The organism is Mesorhizobium sp. WSM4844 (genome assembly GCF_055811775.1).
This window is the reverse complement of record NZ_JBVVQB010000067.1, coordinates 15,353-34,044: the sequence shown is the minus strand read 5'-3', so window position 1 is coordinate 34,044 and position 18,692 is coordinate 15,353. Positions and strand designations below refer to the sequence as shown.

At 63.4% G+C, this 18,692-nt stretch carries 17 protein-coding genes; 6 read left to right on the top strand and 11 right to left on the bottom strand.

Annotated features, from left to right (window positions below):
• Window positions 1-153: 153 nt before the first annotated feature.
• From AC0L2A_RS31730 to gcvA, 4 genes are all read right to left on the bottom strand, one after another.
• The gene (locus tag AC0L2A_RS31730) at window positions 154-1,458 is read right to left on the bottom strand and encodes an ABC transporter substrate-binding protein (protein WP_287071127.1); all 1,305 of its coding nucleotides are present in this window, start codon (window positions 1,456-1,458) and stop codon (window positions 154-156) included.
• A gap of 167 nt (window positions 1,459-1,625) precedes the next feature.
• Entirely contained in the window at window positions 1,626-3,146 is a 1,521-nt protein-coding gene (locus tag AC0L2A_RS31725; RefSeq protein WP_473612152.1) for a hypothetical protein, read from the bottom strand.
• 194 nt (window positions 3,147-3,340) lie between these two features.
• Window positions 3,341-4,645 (bottom strand): nicotinate phosphoribosyltransferase, encoded by a 1,305-nt coding sequence (gene pncB / locus AC0L2A_RS31720; RefSeq protein ID WP_023801535.1) that lies wholly within the window; start codon window positions 4,643-4,645, stop codon window positions 3,341-3,343.
• A gap of 193 nt (window positions 4,646-4,838) precedes the next feature.
• Window positions 4,839-5,813 (bottom strand): transcriptional regulator GcvA, encoded by a 975-nt coding sequence (gcvA, locus tag AC0L2A_RS31715; RefSeq protein ID WP_473612151.1) that lies wholly within the window; start codon window positions 5,811-5,813, stop codon window positions 4,839-4,841.
• Window positions 5,814-6,035: 222 nt separating this feature from the next.
• Here gcvA and speB point away from each other — a divergent pair, with 222 nt between their 5' ends.
• From speB to AC0L2A_RS31690, 5 genes are all read left to right on the top strand, one after another.
• On the top strand, window positions 6,036-7,097 hold the full coding sequence (gene speB, locus AC0L2A_RS31710; RefSeq protein WP_473612150.1) for an agmatinase: 1,062 nt from the start codon (window positions 6,036-6,038) through the stop codon (window positions 7,095-7,097).
• Window positions 7,098-7,173: 76 nt separating this feature from the next.
• Window positions 7,174-7,971, top strand: coding sequence for a transporter substrate-binding domain-containing protein (locus AC0L2A_RS31705; protein WP_473612149.1), 798 nt, complete (start codon window positions 7,174-7,176; stop codon window positions 7,969-7,971).
• Window positions 7,972-7,992: 21 nt separating this feature from the next.
• Window positions 7,993-8,661, top strand: a complete 669-nt coding sequence (locus AC0L2A_RS31700) for an amino acid ABC transporter permease (protein WP_473612147.1) — start codon at window positions 7,993-7,995, stop codon at window positions 8,659-8,661.
• Complete coding sequence (locus AC0L2A_RS31695) at window positions 8,658-9,305, top strand: amino acid ABC transporter permease (protein WP_128174648.1); 648 nt, start codon at window positions 8,658-8,660, stop codon at window positions 9,303-9,305. Before AC0L2A_RS31700 ends, AC0L2A_RS31695 begins: the two co-directional genes overlap by 4 nt.
• Window positions 9,306-9,416: 111 nt before the next feature.
• Window positions 9,417-9,782 (top strand): hypothetical protein, encoded by a 366-nt coding sequence (locus tag AC0L2A_RS31690; RefSeq protein ID WP_473612154.1) that lies wholly within the window; start codon window positions 9,417-9,419, stop codon window positions 9,780-9,782.
• A 34-nt stretch (window positions 9,783-9,816) separates the two neighbouring features.
• Here the strand turns inward: AC0L2A_RS31690 and AC0L2A_RS31685 are convergent, their stop codons facing one another.
• The gene (locus tag AC0L2A_RS31685; protein WP_473612146.1) at window positions 9,817-11,220 is read right to left on the bottom strand and encodes an MATE family efflux transporter; all 1,404 of its coding nucleotides are present in this window, start codon (window positions 11,218-11,220) and stop codon (window positions 9,817-9,819) included.
• 246 nt (window positions 11,221-11,466) lie between these two features.
• On the opposite strand from AC0L2A_RS31685, the gene AC0L2A_RS31680 reads away from it, so the two are divergent.
• Window positions 11,467-12,045: a histidine phosphatase family protein gene (locus AC0L2A_RS31680; protein ID WP_473612145.1), complete on the top strand. Its 579-nt coding sequence runs from the start codon at window positions 11,467-11,469 to the stop codon at window positions 12,043-12,045.
• Between the two features lie 25 nt (window positions 12,046-12,070).
• Here the strand turns inward: AC0L2A_RS31680 and AC0L2A_RS31675 are convergent, their stop codons facing one another.
• The 6 genes from AC0L2A_RS31675 to AC0L2A_RS31650 form a co-directional block, all read right to left on the bottom strand.
• On the bottom strand, window positions 12,071-13,657 hold the full coding sequence (locus AC0L2A_RS31675) for an FGGY-family carbohydrate kinase (protein WP_473612143.1): 1,587 nt from the start codon (window positions 13,655-13,657) through the stop codon (window positions 12,071-12,073).
• Complete coding sequence (locus AC0L2A_RS31670) at window positions 13,654-14,337, bottom strand: HAD-IA family hydrolase (protein WP_473612142.1); 684 nt, start codon at window positions 14,335-14,337, stop codon at window positions 13,654-13,656. The genes AC0L2A_RS31675 and AC0L2A_RS31670 overlap by 4 nt, the downstream gene beginning before the upstream one ends.
• Window positions 14,338-14,377: 40 nt before the next feature.
• Window positions 14,378-15,856 (bottom strand): mannitol dehydrogenase family protein, encoded by a 1,479-nt coding sequence (locus AC0L2A_RS31665; protein WP_473612141.1) that lies wholly within the window; start codon window positions 15,854-15,856, stop codon window positions 14,378-14,380.
• 183 nt (window positions 15,857-16,039) lie between these two features.
• The gene (locus tag AC0L2A_RS31660) at window positions 16,040-16,810 is read right to left on the bottom strand and encodes an L-iditol 2-dehydrogenase (protein ID WP_473507961.1); all 771 of its coding nucleotides are present in this window, start codon (window positions 16,808-16,810) and stop codon (window positions 16,040-16,042) included.
• Window positions 16,807-17,811, bottom strand: coding sequence for an ABC transporter ATP-binding protein (locus tag AC0L2A_RS31655; RefSeq protein WP_473612139.1), 1,005 nt, complete (start codon window positions 17,809-17,811; stop codon window positions 16,807-16,809). Before AC0L2A_RS31655 ends, AC0L2A_RS31660 begins: the two co-directional genes overlap by 4 nt.
• A 50-nt stretch (window positions 17,812-17,861) precedes the next feature.
• Complete coding sequence (locus tag AC0L2A_RS31650; protein ID WP_023801521.1) at window positions 17,862-18,686, bottom strand: carbohydrate ABC transporter permease; 825 nt, start codon at window positions 18,684-18,686, stop codon at window positions 17,862-17,864.
• Window positions 18,687-18,692 lie beyond the last annotated feature (6 nt).

Here is an 18,692-nt window from a genome sequence, read left to right as displayed (position 1 = left end):
ATTCTGTTCACGAGACGTCTCAGAATCAGACGCGAACAAACCAGAATCGAAGACGGAACCTTGTTCTTCTGTGCAAAACCCTCCTTGAGGGGGAGATGTCCGGCAGGACAGAGGGGGGTGCCTCGGCTCCCACGCTTACAGACAAAGCCAAGTTCACAGCGGCTGGGTCGTGTAATCCCCTTCCGGCTCGTAGAGGCCGTCCTCGATCTTGGTCTTGTGGACGACGTTCAGCCGGCCGCCTTCGACCTTGGAGATGTTCTGGATGCCAAAACACTGGTGGATCTTGCCGTTGAAGGTCTTCGGCCCTTGCGGATGCTCGGGGCCCTCGGCGAACTCGGTCAAGGCCTCGGTCGCCTCGACCAGCTTGGCGCGGTCTTCCGGACCCTTGTAGCCGGCATCCTCCATCGCCTTTTTCACGACATAGAGCGTTTCCCAGCAGCCGAACATGTGCGCGGCGGTGGAGACGTCCTTCGGATCGCCGACGGCGGCGCCATTGTCGTCGATGCCGACGGCGGCGCGATAGGCCTTCTGCGCGGCAGAATCATCGGGCTGCGCGTAGCGCGGCGAGCCTTCCCAGAAATGGCTGCCGTCGAGGAATTCGAGGCCGGGGCTGTTGATGTCGGTGGCTTCGAGCGAATCGATGAAGCCGAACAGCTGCGGCCGGCTGGAGCCGTAGAACTCGCCGAGTTCCTTGACGAAGGTAAGCACCGCAGGGCCGACCATGACGTGGTAGATCACCTCGGTCTCGGCCGGGATCTGCGGAAAATATTTGGTGAAGGACGATTCCGTCGGCGGGATGGCGATCTGGGCGATGACCTCGGCGCCCTGCGCCTTCAGCGCCGGCGGCAGGTAATCGCGATGGTCGTAGCCGAAGGCAAAATCGGGGAAAATCTGCGTCACCTTCTTGCCGGCATTTGCCGCGATCCACGGCGCCATCGCCTGGATCTGGCTCTTCACGTCGGTGATGCCGGGCTGGAAGACGTAGCGGTTGAGCTTGGTCGAGGCGACGTGGTGGCCTTCGCTGACGACAAAATAGGGCATCTTGGCCTCGCCGGCGGCGGGCGCCGAGCCGATGACGACATGCGAAAACAGCGTACCGTAGACGATGTCGGTCTTATGCTGGGTGGCGAACTTGCCGACCACTTCGGCGCCGCGGCCGGGATCGGTGCCGTCATCCTCGATGATCACCTCGACCGGCCGGCCGTTGATGCCGCCGGCTTCGTTGATCGCCTTGACCGCGGCTGCGGTGGTCCGCTCGTACCAGCGGCCATAGGCGGCGCCGATGCCGGTGCGGTGGCACTGGAAGCCTATCTTTATCGGCGCCGAGCTTTGCGCCTGGCTGTAACGCACGAACCCGGGCGCGACGGCGAGACCGGCGCCCGCGGCCAACCCTTTGAGCGCGGTGCGGCGGGTGAGACCGGTCTTGGAGAGATCAAAAAACCCATTCTTGTCAGTCACGGCAGTTCCCCTTGTTTTTGAGTTTTGACCAATGGCTGTAGCGAGACGGGCCACTCCTGGTAAGAGCGCCGAAATTGCATGTGTACAAACTAAATCATCAAAGCCCTGATGTGGCAAGCAGGCTTTCCCGTGGGGACTGATCGACGTCATCGAAGCCGGGTTTTGTCTCACCCGACCGAAGGCGTGGCAAGCAGCCACAGGCCGAAGACCGTATAGGCGATCATCAGCATGGTGAGCGGAAACTGGCTGAGCGCGGCGCCGGCGGGACGCGGGTGCAATCGCCACGCGAGGCCATGCGCGACGAGCACGGCGAGCATGTGGCCAATGATGATGACGCCGGCCTGGATATTCCACAGCCACCATGCCGAGCCGGCGCCGGCAGCAACGCCGGCTTCGATCGGCATGTCGGCGGTGCCGAACAGGTTCCAGCCCAGCGTGAACGGGTCGGAAAGCGCGGCCAGCGCATATTGGCCATCGACAAGCAGCGCCGTCAGATAGTGCGCAACATGATAGGCGAGCGCGATCGGCACGATCGACCAGACCAGCAGCCCTGCGGCCTGACTGAGGGAATGCGGGCTGCCGGCAAGATGCTGGCCAAGGACAATGGCAATGATGAACGCGGCTGCAAGCAAGACGAACGTCAAAACGAGCCCGAAGCTGCCGATGCCGATCACCGCCGTGCGGCCCGGGACTTCCAGCGGATTGATGCCGAACAGGCCGAGCCAGAAGAAGGTTTTGGACAGGCCGTCGAACGACACCGACGACAGCGCCAGCAGCAGGAAAGCAATGCCGCTGAGCGACAGCGGCGCGGCATTGCTGAGCTTGGCGCCCGGCCAGCACAGACTGAGCCGACCGCCTTCCTTGCGCTCGACTTCTTTGCGCTCGACTTCATTGCGCCCGCCTTCATTGCGCTTGCCTTCGTCGCGCTCAAGCAGGGCGAAGCGCGCAACCATGGCGAGGAAGACGGTCAGGAACTCACCGCGCCGGGTCCAGTCGCGGTAGCCGAACACCAGCATGGCGGCAAAACTCAGCAGCCAATAAAGGCCGGCGGCCCAGGCGAGCCGCGCCGGGTCGTCGGGCGCCGGGTCGATCAACTCGAACCAGGCGAAGGCGAAGAACAGCGCGAAGGCCGGCCAGCAGCCGAGCCACGCAGGCGGTCGCCATGTCTTGCGATTGACGACCTTGCGATTGCCGAACAGGCGCGAAATGACATGCCAGGGCCCGTACCACGGGTTGAGCCATGACCAGAGATTGCCGAACAGCCCCTGCAGTAAAACCAGGCCAACCCAGAGCAGCGTCCAGATCGCCAGCGGCAGCGGGTTGGAGAGCGGATCACGGCTGCCGAACAGGCCGGCCGCAATCAGAATTACAAAGCCGGCAAAGGATATCAAGCTGACGACCGCCCGCGCGCCGTCGCCGAATGCGAACAGCGGCAGGCGCCGCCGCCAGAAGCGGGCAGGAAAGTCTGAGGGCAGCAGCGCCAGGACAAGAAAACTGGCTGCGACCGCGAACGCGCCGCCGGCGACGTAGTAGCCGGTGGGCAGAAGCAGGACGTGGCCGCGATCGGAGGCATGGGCGAAGGCTGGGGTGGGTGATGCGATGAAAGCCGAACAGATGAAAGCTCCCGTCCAGAAAGAATATGCTCGCCCGCAGTGATCCTTCACACCCCCCTCTGTCCTGCCGGACATCTCCCCCGCAAGGGGGGAGATTGGCTGGCACGTCGGCTTTCGCCAATCTTCGACGTTGCAGGAAGGGCGCCGTTCGAACGAACTGCCGATCTCCCCCCTTGCGGGGGAGATGTCCGGCAGGACAGAGGGGGGTGGGCGGGAACTCACGCTATCCGAGATTTCCCTTTTGGCGAGGCGAAACCATCCGCAGCCCCTTACACCTTGACCAGCTGCTCCACGCGGTCTTTCTCGCCAAATATGCGCAAATAGCGCTCGATTTCTTTTTCGTCGCCGGTGGCCTTGGCGGGATTGTCGGAGAGCTTGACCGCCGGGTGGCCATTGGCCTCGGTGACCTTGCAGACAAGCGAGATTGCGTCGAGCCGGTTGGTTTTGGTCGGCGCGCAGCCCTCGAAATCATTGGTCAGGTTGGTGCCCCAGCCGAAGGACATGCGCACCTTGCCGTGGAAATGGCGGTAGGTTTCCTCGATGGTCTCGACCTCGAGCCCGTCGGAGAAAATCAGCAGCTTCTGTCTGGGGTCCTTGCCCTTTCCGCGCCACCAGGAAAGGATCTTTTCGCCGCCTTCGATCGGCGGCGCGCTGTCGGGGCGAAAACCGGTCCAGTCGGCGATCCAGTCCGGCGCGTCACGCAGGAACGCCGCGGTGCCGAAGGTGTCCGGCAACACGATCAGCAGATTGCCGCCATAGTAGCGCTGCCAGTCCTGCAGCACCTTGTAGGGCGACTGCTTCATTTCCTTTTCCGAATTGGCGAGCGCGGCGAACACCATCGGCAGTTCATGCGCGTTGGTGCCGAGCGCCTCGAGGTCGTTGTCCATGGCCAAAAGCACGTTGGAGGTGCCGGTGAAAGCCTCGCCGATGCCTTCCTTCAGCGCTTCGACGCACCAGCGCTGCCACAGGAAGGAATGGCGGCGGCGGGTGCCGAAATCCGAAATGCGGATATCCGGCAGCGCTTTCAGCCGCTCGGTCTTGGCCCACATCTTGGCCTTGGCGCGAGCATAGAGCACGTCGAGCGCGAAGGGCCCGAACGCCCGCATGGCGGCGCGAGAGCGAAGTTCATTGATAATTGCCAGCGCCGGGATCTCCCAGAGTGTCGTGTACATCCACGGACCGCTGAAAGTGAGCTCGTACTGGCCATCGCGCTTGGAAAGCTCGTATTCCGGCAACTGGAAATTCTCGAGCCAGGCGAGGAATTCCGGTTCAAAAATCTGCTTGCGGCCATAGAAGGTGTTGCCGCCAAGCCAGATCATCTCTTTCTTGGAGAAGCGCAAGGTGCGGGCATGGTCGAGCTGATCGCGCAATTCCGCCTCGTCGATCTCCTCGGCAAGGCGAACCGAGGTGGTCCGGTTGATCAGCGAGAACGTGGTGTCGATCTTGGGATACATGCCCCAGATCATCTGCAGCATCAGCAGCTTGTAGAAATCGGTGTCGAGCAGGCTGCGGACAATCGGGTCGAGCTTCCAGGTGTGGTTGTAGACGCGCCGCGCTATATCGGTCTTGGTCATGTCTCGATGCCGCCTTCGCTGCTCGCCCTAGCTTTTCATTTAGCGCTTTTCCCGGGAAAACCGCTGCGCACTATTCCCAGAATTGCTCCAAATGCCTCTTAGCATTGAATTTTTGAAAGCGCCTCCCGCTTTGCCGGCTGGCCCGACAAAAAGAAAAGGCTGCGGGAAGCGCGCTGCGCCGGCTGCAGCAACTTCAGGGCGCGGTCTTGGCGCCGATCACCCTCAGCGCCGGACGCTTCCTGCGGATGCCGATGCGGCCCGCGACCGGCGCATCGGCGCGGCCGTCGGCCTGCTCCTTTTCGACAAACAGCCAGTCGATGAACAGCTGCACGATCGGCGCCGACCTCATCTCGTTGCGGCAGACGACATAGAAATCGTCGACCGCCGGCACCGACAGGCTGAACGGCGCGACCAGCAGTCCCCTGGCAAGCAGTCCGCTTGCTGTCACCGTATCGCCCAGCGCCACGCCATGGCCGTGGACAGCCGCCTCGCTCGCCATGCGCGCATCGCCGAGATGATGGCGGCGGCCGCGCTCCAGATCCAGCGCGTCGGCGGCGGCCAGCCAAGTGTGCCATTCGCGGCCGTCGTCCCCGTGCAGGAAGACGTGATCGGCGAGGTCGCGCACGGTGCGGATCGGACGGTTGTTGATCAGCGTCGGGCTGACCACCGGGAACAGTTCGAGGCCCGACCATTTGCGCATCCAGCAATCGGTCCAGCTGCCATCGCCATAATGCACGCAGATATCGATATGCGGCGCGCGGACGTCCTTGGCATCATTCGACGGGATCAGCGTCAGCCTGATATCGGGATACTGCGAGGTGAAGCTGCCGAGCCGCGGGATCATCCACAGCAGCAGCAGTGCCGGCACGCAGGACACCGACAGGGCGCCGGTGCTCGCCGGCCTTGTCATGCGCTGCGTGGCGGCGGCAATGCCGTCGAAGGCGGTCGACACCGCCGGCAGCAATTCGGCACCGTGCGGCGTCAACTTCACCCGCTGACCGGCGCGCTGGAACAGCTTGACGCCCAGCGACTGTTCGAGCGCCTTGATCTGATGGCTGACGGCGCCGTGGGTGACGTTGAGCTCAGCCGCCGCCTTGGTCAGCGAGGCATGGCGCGCCGTCGCCTCGAAGGCCCGCAATGGATTCAGGGGAGGCAGACGCTTGGCCATCGGAGCCTCAAAGGAACACGATCCCCCGGTTTTGGATAAGACCGTGCTCGACATTAATGTGAGATTTTCTCACAGCAAACACCCTAACAATATCAATTGATTTTTCAATGCAGCTGCAAGACACTTTGGCTCGTACAGCATCAAGACGTGAAATCCGCAGGCAGCCGGCAGGAATGGCGACCGTCATTGATGGCCGCACTGCACCAGCCATGGAGGACCGACATGGGTTATAACAGCGGCAAGCTCGAAGCGTTGCGCCGCAAATATGGCGAAAGCCATGGCGGCGAGATGTTCGACCCGAAATTCCGCCGTGTCGCCGACAAGATCTTTTCCAAGAGCGGCACACGGCTGGCGCCCTATTCCGGCATTCCGACCTTCCTCAGCGCGCCCTACCGGGAAATCGCCGCCGACAATCCTGATTTCGGCGATCTGCAGGTGGCGATGATCGGCGTGCCGATGGACCTCGGCGTCACCAACCGGCCGGGTGCCCGCTTCGGGCCAAGGGCGCTGCGCGCCATCGAGCGCATCGGCCCCTACAATCATGTGCTGGAATGCGCGCCGACACATGAGCTGAAGGTGGCCGACATCGGCGACGTGCCGTTCCAGAGCCGTTACCGGCTGGAGACCAGCCATGACGACATCGAGCGCCGGACCAACCAGATCGTCGACGCCGGCGTCATTCCGCTTTCGGTCGGCGGCGATCACTCGATCAGCCATCCGATCCTGAAGGCTGTCGGCAAAAAGGCGCCGGTCGGCATGATCCATATCGACGCCCATTGCGACACCAGCGGCCTGTTCGACATGACCAAGTTCCACCATGGCGGGCCGTTCCGCAACGCGGTGCTCGACGGGGTGCTGGATCCGTCGCGCACAATCCAGATCGGTATCCGCGGCTCGGCCGAGTATCTGTGGGAGTTCACCTACGAATCCGGGATGACCGTCGTGCATGCCGAAGAGGTGACCGGCCTCGGCATGCCCGCCATCATCGCGAAGGCGCGCCAGATCGTTGGCGATGGCCCGACCTATGTGTCCTTCGACATCGACAGCATCGACCCGGCCTTTGCGCCGGGCACCGGCACGCCGGAAGTAGGCGGGCTGACGACGCGGGAAGTGCTTGAACTTCTGCGCGGCCTCAAAGGGCTCAACATCGTCGGCGGCGACGTCGTCGAGGTGGCGCCGCAATACGACGCAACCACCAACACGGCCCATGCCGGCGCGCAGGTGCTGTTCGAGATCCTCAGCCTGATGGTGTTCAGCCCGGCGATCTCAGTCAAGCGAGCTTAACGCACATCCAAGGCAACCGCCGCGCTGGAGCCGGCGGCCGCATTCAAACAAACAAGCTTCCAGCAGGGGAACGACAATGACATTTCACATGAAATCATCCATCGCCGCCGTGCTGATGCTCGCCGGCCTCGGTCTTGCCACCCACGCCGCCAATGCCGACGCGCTCGACGACATCACTAAGGCCGGCGCGATCAATGTCGGCATTTTCTCCGACTTTCCGCCCTTCTCCTCGGCCAGTGCCGATATGAGCATCAAGGGCTATGACATCGACGTGGCGCAGTTCATCGCCGACCAGCTCAAGGTCAAGCTCAACTTGGTCAGCGTGACCGGGCAGAACCGCATCCCGTATCTTACCGACAAGCGCGTCGATATCCTGATGAGCGTCGGCTACTCCAAGGAGCGCGAGCAGGTGATCGATTTCGCCGCCGCCTACGCACCCTACTATATCGCCGTGATCGGCCCGGCCGCGCTGAAGGTCGAAGGCAAGGACGATCTCGCCGACAAGTCGATCGCCGTCAACCGCGGCACGCTGGAAGATACGTCACTGACCGAGGCAGCACCCGCCTCGGCCGACATCCGCCGTTTCGACAACTATAATTCCGTCATCCAGGCCTTCATCTCGGGTCAGACCCAGCTGATGGTCGTCGGCAACGATGTCGGCGCCCAGGTGCTCGCCCGCCAGGAGGCACTGAAGCCGGAGCAGAAGTTCCAGCTTCTCACCTCGCCCTCGCATATCGGCCTTAACAAGAACGAGGACCGCCTGAAGCAGGCGGTCAACGACGCGGTCGCCAAGATGCTGGCCGACGGCAAGTTGGACGAAAGCTCGAAAGCCTGGCTCAAAACACCGCTCAATCCCGACAACCTCAAGGATTGATCTCCGAGGTAAGGACCTATCATGGGCTACAGCCTCGACTTCGGCTGGCTTGCCGATGCGACAGGTGCGATCGCGCGCGGGGCGGCCATGACGATCCTTTTGATCGCCATGACCACGCTGGCGGGAACGTTCCTCAGCATCCTCGGCGCAGCAGGGCGGCGAAACGGCCCCTTGCTGCTCAAGCGGGCAATCGGCGTCTATGTCGAAATTATCAGGAACACGCCGTTCCTTGTGCAGCTGTTCTTCATCTTCTTCGGGTTGCCCAGCATCGGCGTGAGGCTCGATCCGCTGCTGGCCGCCATGCTGGCAATGACGCTCAACATGGCGGCCTACACGATCGAGATCGTCGGCGCCGGGCTCGACGCGGTGCCGCGCGGGCAGACGGAAGCAGCCCTTGCGCTTGGGCTCAGGCTGCGTCAGGTCTTCGTCAAGATCGTGCTGCCGCAAGCGCTCAAGGTGATCTTTCCGGCGCTGACCAGCCAGATCATCATCATGATGCTGGAGTCCGCCGTGGTGTCGCAGATCGCGGTGCGCGAATTGACCTACGAGGCCGACATGCTGCAGGCGCGCACCTTCCGTGCTTTCGAGACCTATTTCGTGGTGACGATGGTCTATCTCGTCCTGTCGATGGGGCTGCGCCGGCTGCTGGTCAGCGGCGGCCGCCGCGCTCTGGGAGCCGGCGTGTCATGATCGAATTCACCTTCTGGGATATCGTCCGCAACCTTCTGCTCGCCGCGCGCTGGACGGTGCTTCTGTCACTGGCGGCCTTCGTCGGCGGCGGCGTGGTCGGCATGGTCGTGCTGTTCTTCCGGATCGCCAAGAATAAATGGGCGCGGCGGCTGGCCTCGGGCTACATTGCGCTTTTCCAGGGCACGCCGCTGCTCATGCAGCTCTTCCTGATGTTCTTCGGCCTGCCGATGCTGGGCTTGCGCATCGAGCCGTGGACCGCTGCAGCGCTTGGCCTGACCTTCTTCGCCAGCGCCTATCTCGCCGAGATCTGGCGCGGCGGCGTCGATGCGCTGCCGCGCGGCCAGTGGGACGCCGGCGCCAGCCTCGGCCTTCACTATCTGCAGGAACTCAGGCTGATCATCCTGCCGCAGGCGTTTTCGATCACCCGCGCCCCGACCGTCGGTTTCCTGGTGCAGCTGATCAAGTCGACCGCGCTGACCTCGATCATCGGTTTCGAGGAACTGGTCAGGACATCCAACGCCATCAACAATGCGACCTTCGAGCCGTTCACCGTCTATGGGCTGGTCGCCTTGATCTTCTTCGTCATGTGCTTCCCGCTGACGCAATATGCACGTTCGCTTGAACGACGGGCGACTTCACGCTAGCAAGCCGCCTCTGCGCTTGGCGTTCGAACACCTTCTTCGTTTCTTCGGAGCTATCTCCTTGTTGGAAGAAGAGTTCTGTGTACTCTCACAATGCTTATCAAGGGCTTGGGGATGAGAATTGCAATGTTCGTCGCGTTGGCCGCGACAGTAGCCGGGTGCGCGACCTCTCCGGTCGACTATGGAGCGTCGCTGTCGAAGCAAGATCGGAAATGGGCGTCGCCGGAATGCCAGCAAGCCCGCATGGAGGCTTCGGACTACGACGCTCGCGAAAAAAAGCAGCCGGGCTGGGGGACCGGCGTCTTTCTTGGCCCGTACGGATTAGGGCTCGCAGCAGCCATCAAGGAGCACCAGCAGAAGCAACGAAAATTGTTCGCCCGCGCGGTGCACTTGCGGTGCTCAAGCCTTCCCCTGCCAAAGCAGTTGCAAAGCGACTTAAGTCCGCAGGCCGCGCGTGCAAATCAGACGAAATATCCATAGACGACTCGCCCTCCTCGGGACGAAGCCGCTTTCGTCAATGCCCAAAGGTGAGCGGCGGCGCGATCCTGTCGCGCCGCAGCCAGCGCGCCAGGAGCAGCACCGCCACCACCGCCAGCCCCAACGACAGGCCGATCCAGATGCCGACGCCGTCGAGCCCGGAATGGAAGGCGAGCAGCACGCCGAGCGGCAGGCCGATGCCCCAATAGCCGATCGCGGCATAGATCATTGGCACCTGGGTGTCGTGCAGGCCGCGCAGCATGCCGGCGGCCACGGCCTGGGCGCCATCGAAAATCTGGAACAGCGCGGCAAACGCCAGGAACGACACGGCAAGCCCGATCACAGTGGCATTGGCCGGGTCGCCGAGATCGATGAAGGCGCTGATCAGCAGTTGCGGCCACAGGATCATTACCAGCCCCATCAGCGCCATGAACGAGACGCCGATGACAAAAGCGGTCCAGCCGGCGCGGGAAACACCTTCCGGATTGCCGGCGCCATGGGCGAGCCCGACGCGCACCGTCGCCGCCTGGTTGAGGCCGAGCGGCACCATGAAGCTGATCGAGGCGATCTGGATGGCGATGGCATGCGCCGCGAGCGAGGCGGCGTCGATCAGGCCCATGAGAAGGGCCGCCGCGTTGAAGATCGTCACCTCGAAGGCGAGCAGGCCGGCGATCGGCAGGCCGAGCCGCAGCAGGCCCTTGAAGCGCGGCCAATCGGCCCGCCAGAAGCGCCCGAACAGCTGGTAGCGGCGAAATTTTGGCTCAAGCATCACCACCGCCGCCATGCCGGCAAACATCAGCATGCTGGACAGCGTGGTGGCGAGGCCGGAGCCGGCAATGCCCATCGAAGAAGCGCCGAGATTGCCGAACATGAACACCCAGTTGAAGAACACATTGCACGCGACGGCAACGAAGACGATGACCAGCGCCCAACCCGGCCGCTCCAGCGCCGAGATGAACGAGCGCAGGACGATATAGCCATAGAAGGGCAGCACCGCCCATTCGAGCCAGCGCAGGTAGATGCCGGCCTGATGCGCCAGCGCCGGTTCCTGGCCCATGGCCAGCAACACGGCCTCGCCGTACCAGAGAAATATCCAGATCGGGATTGAGATGAGGATCGCCAGCCACAGGCCCTGCCGCACGGTGCGGCGCAGATCGCGCACCGAGTGGCGACGGCGGCCGAGTTCCGTGGCGATCATCGGCGAGGTCGCCAGCATCAGGCCGAGCCCGAAGATCAGCGGCATGAAATAGAGGTTGGCGCCGAGCGCGCCGCTGGCCAGCGTGTCCGGACCCAGCCGCCCCATCATCATGACATCGGTGGCGGTCATCGCGGTCTGGCCGAGATTGGTGAGCACCATCGGCCAGGCGAGCGCCAGCGTCGCCTTGATTTCCCGACGCCAAAGATTTTCCGGCGCGCGCGCGCCGGCTTCGATCGCAGACATTATTTCGCCTATCCGATTGCGGCGCGTCGGCAAAAAGGGCCGGAAGCCGCGTCTCAGCGCGGAAAATGGCCGTGATCGGCCCGGATTCCGCATTATCCGCACGGCTTGTCCACGAAATGGGCAGCTATGGCAAGGGGGCTGACTCAGGGGAAGAGTTGAGCCAGAGGGCGCAGAAGCCGCTATGATTGCGTCGTAGGCCGATCTGAAGAGCGGTCATCACATCGGATTCCATCGAAAGGCATGCGGATGAGCGCGTTTCCCGAAATCTCCCTGGTTCGGCATGGCGAGACGGAATGGAGCGCGTCGGGAAAGCACACCGGCCTGACCGACATACCGTTGACGCCAGCCGGCGAGGCGGCCGCCGGGCGGGTCGCCGAGCGGTTGCAGGGGCTTTCGTTCCAGGCTGTCTGGTCGAGCCCGTCTCAGCGCGCCTTCGAGACTTGTACACTGGCCGGCTTCGGTTCGGCCGGCGTGAGGAAGGCCGATCTGGCGGAATGGGATTACGGCGCCTACGAGGGACTGACCACGAAGCAGATCCTCATCGAACGCCCCGGCTGGCGTCTGTTTCGCGATGGCTGCCCTGACGGCGAGGCGGCAGAGGATGTCGGCGCGAGGGCGGATCGGATCGTCAATGAATTGCGCGACGTCAACGGCAATGTCCTGGTGTTCTCAAGCTCGCATTTCCTGCGGGTGCTGACGGCGCGCTGGCTCGGCCTGCCGCCGCAAGATGGCGCCTTGTTCGTGCTGGATACCGCCAGCACAAGCGTGCTCGGTTATGAGCACGACCTTGGCGAGCCAATTATCCGGCGATGGAATCAGAGATAGCAGACGCATTGCAGGCCATTCGAGACTACCTGATCGCATCCAGCGCCTGCCGCTGCCGGTGCATCTCCAAAAACACCCGGTAGTCGCGGTCGAACCGGTCGGCGGCCGTCGAATTGGGCTCTCGCGTCTTGCCGCCTTGCTGCATGGCGACGCAGGCGGCGTTCAAATCGGGAAAAAGTCCGGCGGCGGTGGCGGCGATCATGCCGGTGCCGAGCAGCACCGCCTCATCGGCCAGCGGCTCGACCACCGTGCAGCCGGTAGCGTCGGCATAAAGCTCCATCAGCAGCGGGTTTTTGGTGTGACCGCCGGTGACATGCAGCGTGTCGATCAGATAGCCGTTCTCGTTCAGCGCTTCCAGCACATGGCGCACGCCCAGCGCAATGCTGACGGCGGTGCGCCAATACAGCTTGCACAGGCTGTCGAAGGAGGAATCCAGCGTCAGACCGCTGATGACGCCGACGGCATGCGGGTCGGCGAGCGGCGAGCGGTTGCCATGGAAATCCGGCAGCACATGCAGCCTTCCGGCCAGATTTTCTCCCTCTATGGCGCGCAACTCGACAACGCGCCGGGCAATCCTGGCGTGCATGGCGGCGTCCGGCTCGCCGCCGGCGCCGTGCCAGCGGATGATGTGATCGAGCAGCGCGCCGGTGGCCGATTGGCCGCCTTCCGACAGCCAAAGCCGGGGAAGCGCCGCGCCATAATACGGGCCCCAGACCCCGGCAAAGGGTTGCGGGTCGGGCGACATCGCCATGACGCAGCTCGAAGTGCCGGCGATCAGCGCCAGATGCCGGCCGATGTTGGTTTCATCGCCGGCGAAGCCGCCGAGCACGCCGAGCGCGCCGGCATAGGCATCGATGACGCCAGCGCCGACCCGGCATTGTTCGCTCAGGCCAAGTTCGGCCGCGGCTTGCTTGCTCAGCCGGCCGATATCGGCGCCCACCGGGCTGGCCTTGTCAGGCAGATTGCCGTGCTCGAAAAGATCGCCGAGCCCGACGGCTTTGAAGAAGTCGCGCCGCCAGCCGGTCTCTTCATGCGCCAGATAGGTCCATTTGGCGGTCAGCGTGCATTGCGAGCGGGCAAGCGAACCGGTTGCCTTCCAACTGAGAAAGTCGGCGAGGTCGAATAGATAGCCGGCTTCGTTCCATGTTGCGGGCAGGTTGCGCTTCAGCCACATCAGCTTCGGCGTCTCCATTTCCGGCGACATGACGCCGCCGATATAGTCGAGCACGGCGTGGCCGCTTTCGGTGCATTCATCGGCCTCGGCAATGGCGCGGTGATCGAGCCAGACGATGGTGTCCCAGCGCCTTTCGCCTGTCACCGAGACACTGAGCTGGCCACCATCCTTGCCCCGCACCACCAGCGAGCAGGTGGCGTCGAAGGAGATGCCGACGATGTCCTGCGCTGCCACGCCGGCTTTTTCATTGGCCGCGCGCACCGCAATGCAGGCCGCCGACCAGATATCCTGCGAATCGTGCTCGGCGTGATCGGCCTTCGGCCGGTTCATGACGATCGGATGCTCGGCGCGGCCGAGCAAGGTGCCTCCGGTGTCGAGAATGCCCGCACGGGCGCTCCCGGTGCCGACATCGACCGCGCAAACGAAACTGTTCGTCAAGATGTTCTTACTCTCGCTCCCAGGCCTGCAATCAGATCGGGCAGTTGCAGCATGTCAGCGAATATAAAGTCCGGTTCACTCGACGCAAGCCGCGCTTTCAGTGCCGGGTTGCCGGCATGCGAGCCGCCGGTGAAGGCGAGGACACGCATTCCCGCTGCCCGTGCCGCCGCGACGCCGACGGGGCTGTCCTCGACGACGACGCAATTTTGCGGGATCGCTCCCATTTTGGCGGCTGCGTGGAGAAAAAGGTCCGGCGCCGGCTTGCCCCGCGCCACCATGGCGGCGCTGAACAGATGCGGCTCGAGCAGCCCGAGCAGCCCGGTGACGTCGAGCGCATAGCGGATGCGATCCAGCGTGCCGGAGGAAGCAACGCAGCATGGCATGGTAAGCCTCGGCAGAACCTGGCCGATGCCGGGGATCGGCTTCAGCTCGTCGCGAAATTTGCGCATCAGCCCGACGCGCATCGCGCTCAGGTGCTGGTCGGTGATATCAAGTCCGAAGTCGCGACCGAGGATTTCGCGAACGCTTTTCATGCTTTTGCCGAGGAAATGCTCATAGGCGGCATCCTCGCTGACACTGCCGCCGGCAAGCGTGATCATGCTAAGCAGCGCCGAAACGGACAGCCCCTCGCTGTCGACCAGCACGCCGTCGCAGTCGAAAATGACCAGGTCAGGCGTCATTGCAGGGCCCTCATCGGCGGGGACATGCATTGAGCCGATCTTAGAGATTGCCGGCGAGGTAGCGCGTCAGCGTCGTACGTGCGCCATCGGCCCAGAGCGCCTCGAGCGCCTTGGCAAAGGCCTCGACAAACGGCGTCGAGCGGCCGACCTCGCCATAGATGTCCTCCATGGCTAGCCAGGCGGCAGGCGCAGCCTTTGCCGCCCTGGCGGTCGTCTGCAGCCGGTCCCAGCTTGGATCATTGGGCTCGATGACCGCGCCTGAATCCGTGGTGCCGAAGCAATAGCGGCACCAGAGCGCCGATTCCAGCGCCAGGCCGGCCACGCCCTTGCCGGCCTTCAGCCGGTCGGCGATGGTCGGGATGATGAATTTCGGCTGCCGGTTGGAGCCGTCGAGGCAAAGCCTGCGAATGGTGTCGCCGATCTTCGGATTGGAGAAGCGGTGCTCGATGAGCTGGTAATAGTCCTCCAGCACGGTACCCGGCACCGGCGGCACCGTCGGGATGATCTCGTCGTGCTCAAGCCTGTCGAGAAAGCCGCGCACCAGTGGCTCCTGCATCGCCTCGTCGACGAAATGGATGTCCATCAGCCCGGCCGGATAGGCGATGGTCGCATGGCCGCCATTGAGGATGCGGATCTTCATCAGCTCGTAGGGTGCGACATCGCTGACGAACTGCACGCCGACCTTTTCCAGCGGCGGGCGGCCGTCGGTGAAATGGTCCTCCAGGACCCATTGCCTGAACGGCTCGCAAAATACCGGCCAATTGTCGTCGAGCCCGAACTCGCTCGACAGAATGCCGCGCTCGCGGTCGGTGGTGGCCGGCGTGATGCGGTCGACCATGCCGTTGGGAAAGGCGACGTTCTTGCTCACCCAGGTCGCCAGTTTCTCGTCGATCAGCCGCGCGAGCCCGATGACGCCATCGGCGGTGACATGGCCGTTGTGGGGGATGTTGTCGCAGGACATGACCGTGAACGGCACGATGCCGTCGTCGCGGCGGCGCAACAGCCCGGCAAGAATGATGCCAAACACAGTCTTCGGCATTGCTCCCGGCTGCGCGTCGGCGACGATATCGGGATGGGTCGGATTGAACACGCCCGATGCCGGATCGATGAAGTAGCCGCCCTCGGTGATGGTCAGCGAAACGATCCTTATCGCCGGGTCGGCAAGCCGTTCTAAGATCGCGGCTGCATCGCCCGGCATCAGGAAGTCGATCATGGCGCCGGTGATGCGGGCGCTCATGTGGCCAGAATCCTGCTCGACCACGGTGGTTAGCCAGTCCTGTTCCTGCAACTTGCCGCGGCCGACCTTTTCGCCCTCAAAAACGCCGGCGCCGACAATTGCCCAGTCGTGGCCGACGCCCGCATTGAACAGGTCGTCGAGATAGACGGCCTGGTGCGAGCGATGGAAGTTGCCGACGCCGAAATGCACGATGCCGGCTTTGAGCGCGGCGCGATCATATTTCGGGCCGACGACTTTTTCCGGCAGGCGGGACAGTGCCGCCGATGAGAGTTTTACGGTCATTTTAACAAACGCCTTCTCATTGCGGCGCCTGCGCCTGCCTGACCTTCTCCCCTTTTGGGAGAAGGTGGATCGGCGCGCAGCGCCGAGACGGTTGAGGGGTGCTGGACGAAGTGCTGCATCAGAACACCCCCCGTCCACCCTCGTTTCACTCGGCACCTTCTCCCCCAAGGGGAGAAGGAAAGTTCAACTCATCCACTGGCCGCCATCGACATTGTAGGTCTGGGCGACGATGTATTCGGCGTCATCGCTGGCCAGGAACACCGCCATGCCGGTGAGGTCTTGCGCCGTGCCCATGCGGCCGTAAGGCACGGCTTCGCCGACCAGCCGCTTCTTCTCGCCCTTCGGCCGGTTTTCGTATTTGGCGAACAGGGCATCGACATGGTCCCAGTGCTCGCCGTCGACGACGCCGGGCGCGATGGCGTTGACGTTGATGCGGTGCTTGATCAGGTCGAGGCCGGCCGACTGGGTGAGTGAGATGACGGCTGCCTTGCTAGCGCAGTAGACGGCAACCAGCGCCTCGCCGCGGCGCCCGGCCTGGCTCGCCATGTTGATGATCTTGCCGCCTCGGCCAGCCGCGATCATCGAGCGGGCGGCTGCCTGCAGCATGAACAGCGTGCCGGCGACATTGACCGAAAACAGCCGGTCGTAGCTAGCCTTCGATATCTCGACGATCGGCGCCAGGTCGAACAAGGCGGCGTTGTTGACCAGGATGTCCAGTCCGCCGGCCCTTGTCTCGACTGCTTTCACCGCCGCCTCGATCGAAGCGAGGTCGGTGACGTCCAGTTTCACGGCGTAAGCATTGCCGCCGATCTCCGAAGCGGTCTTTTCCGCAGCTTCGAGATTGATGTCGCCAATGGCGACCGTGGCGCCCTCGCGGACATAGGCTTCGGCGAACGCCCGGCCGATGCCGCGCGCCGATCCGGTGATCAGCGCCGATTTACCCTCGAGCCTCATTGCAACATCGCCTTTCCGTCGGCGCCGAAGCGGTGCAGCTTGGTCTGGTCCGGCGTCAGATAGATCGTGTCGCCGTGATGGGCGGCCAGTTCGCCGTCGGCGCGCACCGTCAGCGGCCCGACACCGTCGGCCTGAACGTGCAGAAACGTGTCGGAGCCGAGATGCTCGGCAACACCGACCGTGGCTTTCCATTCGCCTGAAGTCGTCGAGATGTCCATATGCTCGGGACGGATGCCGACGGTCTTGGCGCCATGTTTGGCCGCCGGCGCGCCTTCGATCAGGTTCATCCTGGGCGAACCGATGAAGCCGGCGACGAACAGGTTCTTCGGCGTCTTGTAGAGCTCCATCGGCGAGCCGACCTGTTCGATGTTGCCGGCGTTGAGCACGACGATCTTGTCGGCCATGGTCATCGCCTCGACCTGGTCGTGGGTGACGTAGATCATCGTCGTCTTGAGCTGATGATGCAGCTCGCTAATCTCCAGCCGCATGGTGCCGCGCAGTGCTGCGTCGAGATTGGACAGAGGTTCGTCGAACAGGAAAGCCGATGGCTGGCGCACGATGGCGCGGCCGATGGCGACGCGCTGGCGCTGACCGCCGGAGAGCTGGCCGGGGCGGCGATCGAGATAGTTGGTGAGGTTCAGGATGCGTGCCGCGTCCTTGACCTTCCGATCGATGGTCGCCTGGTCCTCGCCCGCCATCTTCAGCGGGAAGGCGATATTCTTGGCCACGGTCATGTGCGGGTAGAGCGCATAGGACTGGAACACCATGGCCAGCTTGCGCTTGGCCGGCGCCTCGCCGGTGACGTCGCGGCCGTCGATGTTGATAGTGCCGGCGGTGGTGTCCTCCAGCCCGGCGATCAGCCGCAGCAGCGTGGACTTGCCGCAGCCCGACGGGCCGACGAAGACGACGAACTCGCCGTTCTCAATGACCAGGTCGATGCCCGGAATGATGATCGTCGACCCGAACGACTTGGAGACGTGCTTGAGCGTGATGTTTCCCATGGTTTCCTCCCCGAGGGGTTATTGTCCGTCGTTCATCGCTTGCGGCGGTGTTACTTCACGGCGCCAAACGTCAGGCCGCGCACCAGCTGCTTCTGGCTGAACCAGCCCATGATCAGGATCGGTGCGATCGCCAGTGTCGAGGCCGCCGACAGCTTGGCCCAGAACAGGCCTTGCGGGCTGGAAAAGGAACTGATGAAGGCGGTGAGCGGGGCGGCCTCGGTGGTGGTCAGCCGGATCGTCCAGAACGCCTCGTTCCACGCCAGGATGATGTTGAGCAGCATCGTCGAGGCGATGCCCGGCACCGCCATCGGCGTCAGCACATAGACGATCTCGTTCCAGAGCGAGGCGCCGTCCATGCGCGCCGCTTCCAGGATCTCGCCGGGGATCTCGCGAAAATAGGTGTAGAGCATCCACACCACGATCGGCAGGTTGATCAGCATCAGCATGATCATCAGGCCGATGCGGCTGTCGAGCAGTCCGGTATCGCGGAAGATCAGGTAGATCGGAAACAGCACGGCGACCGCCGGCATCATCTTGGTGGAAAGCATCCACATCAGGATGTCCTTGGTCCACTTGCCCGGCGAGAACGCCATCGACCAGGCCGCCGGTATGGCGACGAGCAAGGCCAGGATGGTCGAGCCGACCGACAGGAACACCGAGTTGAGGAAGAACTTGAAGTAGCCGCTCTGCGCCTCGACCGCGGTGTAGCTTTCCGTGGTTCCCGACGGAAACAGGTTGAAGCCCTGGATGGCCTCCTGCTCCGACTTGAACGAGGTGATGATCGTATAAAGGATCGGGAAGAAGATCAGCAGGGCGACGATCCAGGCGGCCGCGGTCGCGATCGTCTTGTGCTGGGTGCTGACTGCACGTGCCATCGTTTC

Coding starts and splice junctions, on each gene's coding strand:
- AC0L2A_RS31695 (WP_128174648.1), top strand. CDS start 8,658: ATGATCGAATTCACCTTCTGGGATATCGTCCGCAACCTTCTGCTCGCC.
- AC0L2A_RS31660 (WP_473507961.1), bottom strand. CDS start 16,810: ATGAGGCTCGAGGGTAAATCGGCGCTGATCACCGGATCGGCGCGCGGC.
- gcvA (WP_473612151.1), bottom strand. CDS start 5,813: ATGGCCAAGCGTCTGCCTCCCCTGAATCCATTGCGGGCCTTCGAGGCG.
- AC0L2A_RS31685 (WP_473612146.1), bottom strand. CDS start 11,220: ATGTCTGCGATCGAAGCCGGCGCGCGCGCGCCGGAAAATCTTTGGCGT.
- AC0L2A_RS31705 (WP_473612149.1), top strand. CDS start 7,174: ATGACATTTCACATGAAATCATCCATCGCCGCCGTGCTGATGCTCGCC.
- AC0L2A_RS31655 (WP_473612139.1), bottom strand. CDS start 17,811: ATGGGAAACATCACGCTCAAGCACGTCTCCAAGTCGTTCGGGTCGACG.
- speB (WP_473612150.1), top strand. CDS start 6,036: ATGGGTTATAACAGCGGCAAGCTCGAAGCGTTGCGCCGCAAATATGGC.
- AC0L2A_RS31725 (WP_473612152.1), bottom strand. CDS start 3,146: ATGTCCGGCAGGACAGAGGGGGGTGTGAAGGATCACTGCGGGCGAGCA.
- AC0L2A_RS31680 (WP_473612145.1), top strand. CDS start 11,467: ATGAGCGCGTTTCCCGAAATCTCCCTGGTTCGGCATGGCGAGACGGAA.
- AC0L2A_RS31690 (WP_473612154.1), top strand. CDS start 9,417: ATGAGAATTGCAATGTTCGTCGCGTTGGCCGCGACAGTAGCCGGGTGC.
- AC0L2A_RS31665 (WP_473612141.1), bottom strand. CDS start 15,856: ATGACCGTAAAACTCTCATCGGCGGCACTGTCCCGCCTGCCGGAAAAA.
- AC0L2A_RS31670 (WP_473612142.1), bottom strand. CDS start 14,337: ATGACGCCTGACCTGGTCATTTTCGACTGCGACGGCGTGCTGGTCGAC.
- pncB (WP_023801535.1), bottom strand. CDS start 4,645: ATGACCAAGACCGATATAGCGCGGCGCGTCTACAACCACACCTGGAAG.
- AC0L2A_RS31650 (WP_023801521.1), bottom strand. CDS start 18,686: ATGGCACGTGCAGTCAGCACCCAGCACAAGACGATCGCGACCGCGGCC.
- AC0L2A_RS31700 (WP_473612147.1), top strand. CDS start 7,993: ATGGGCTACAGCCTCGACTTCGGCTGGCTTGCCGATGCGACAGGTGCG.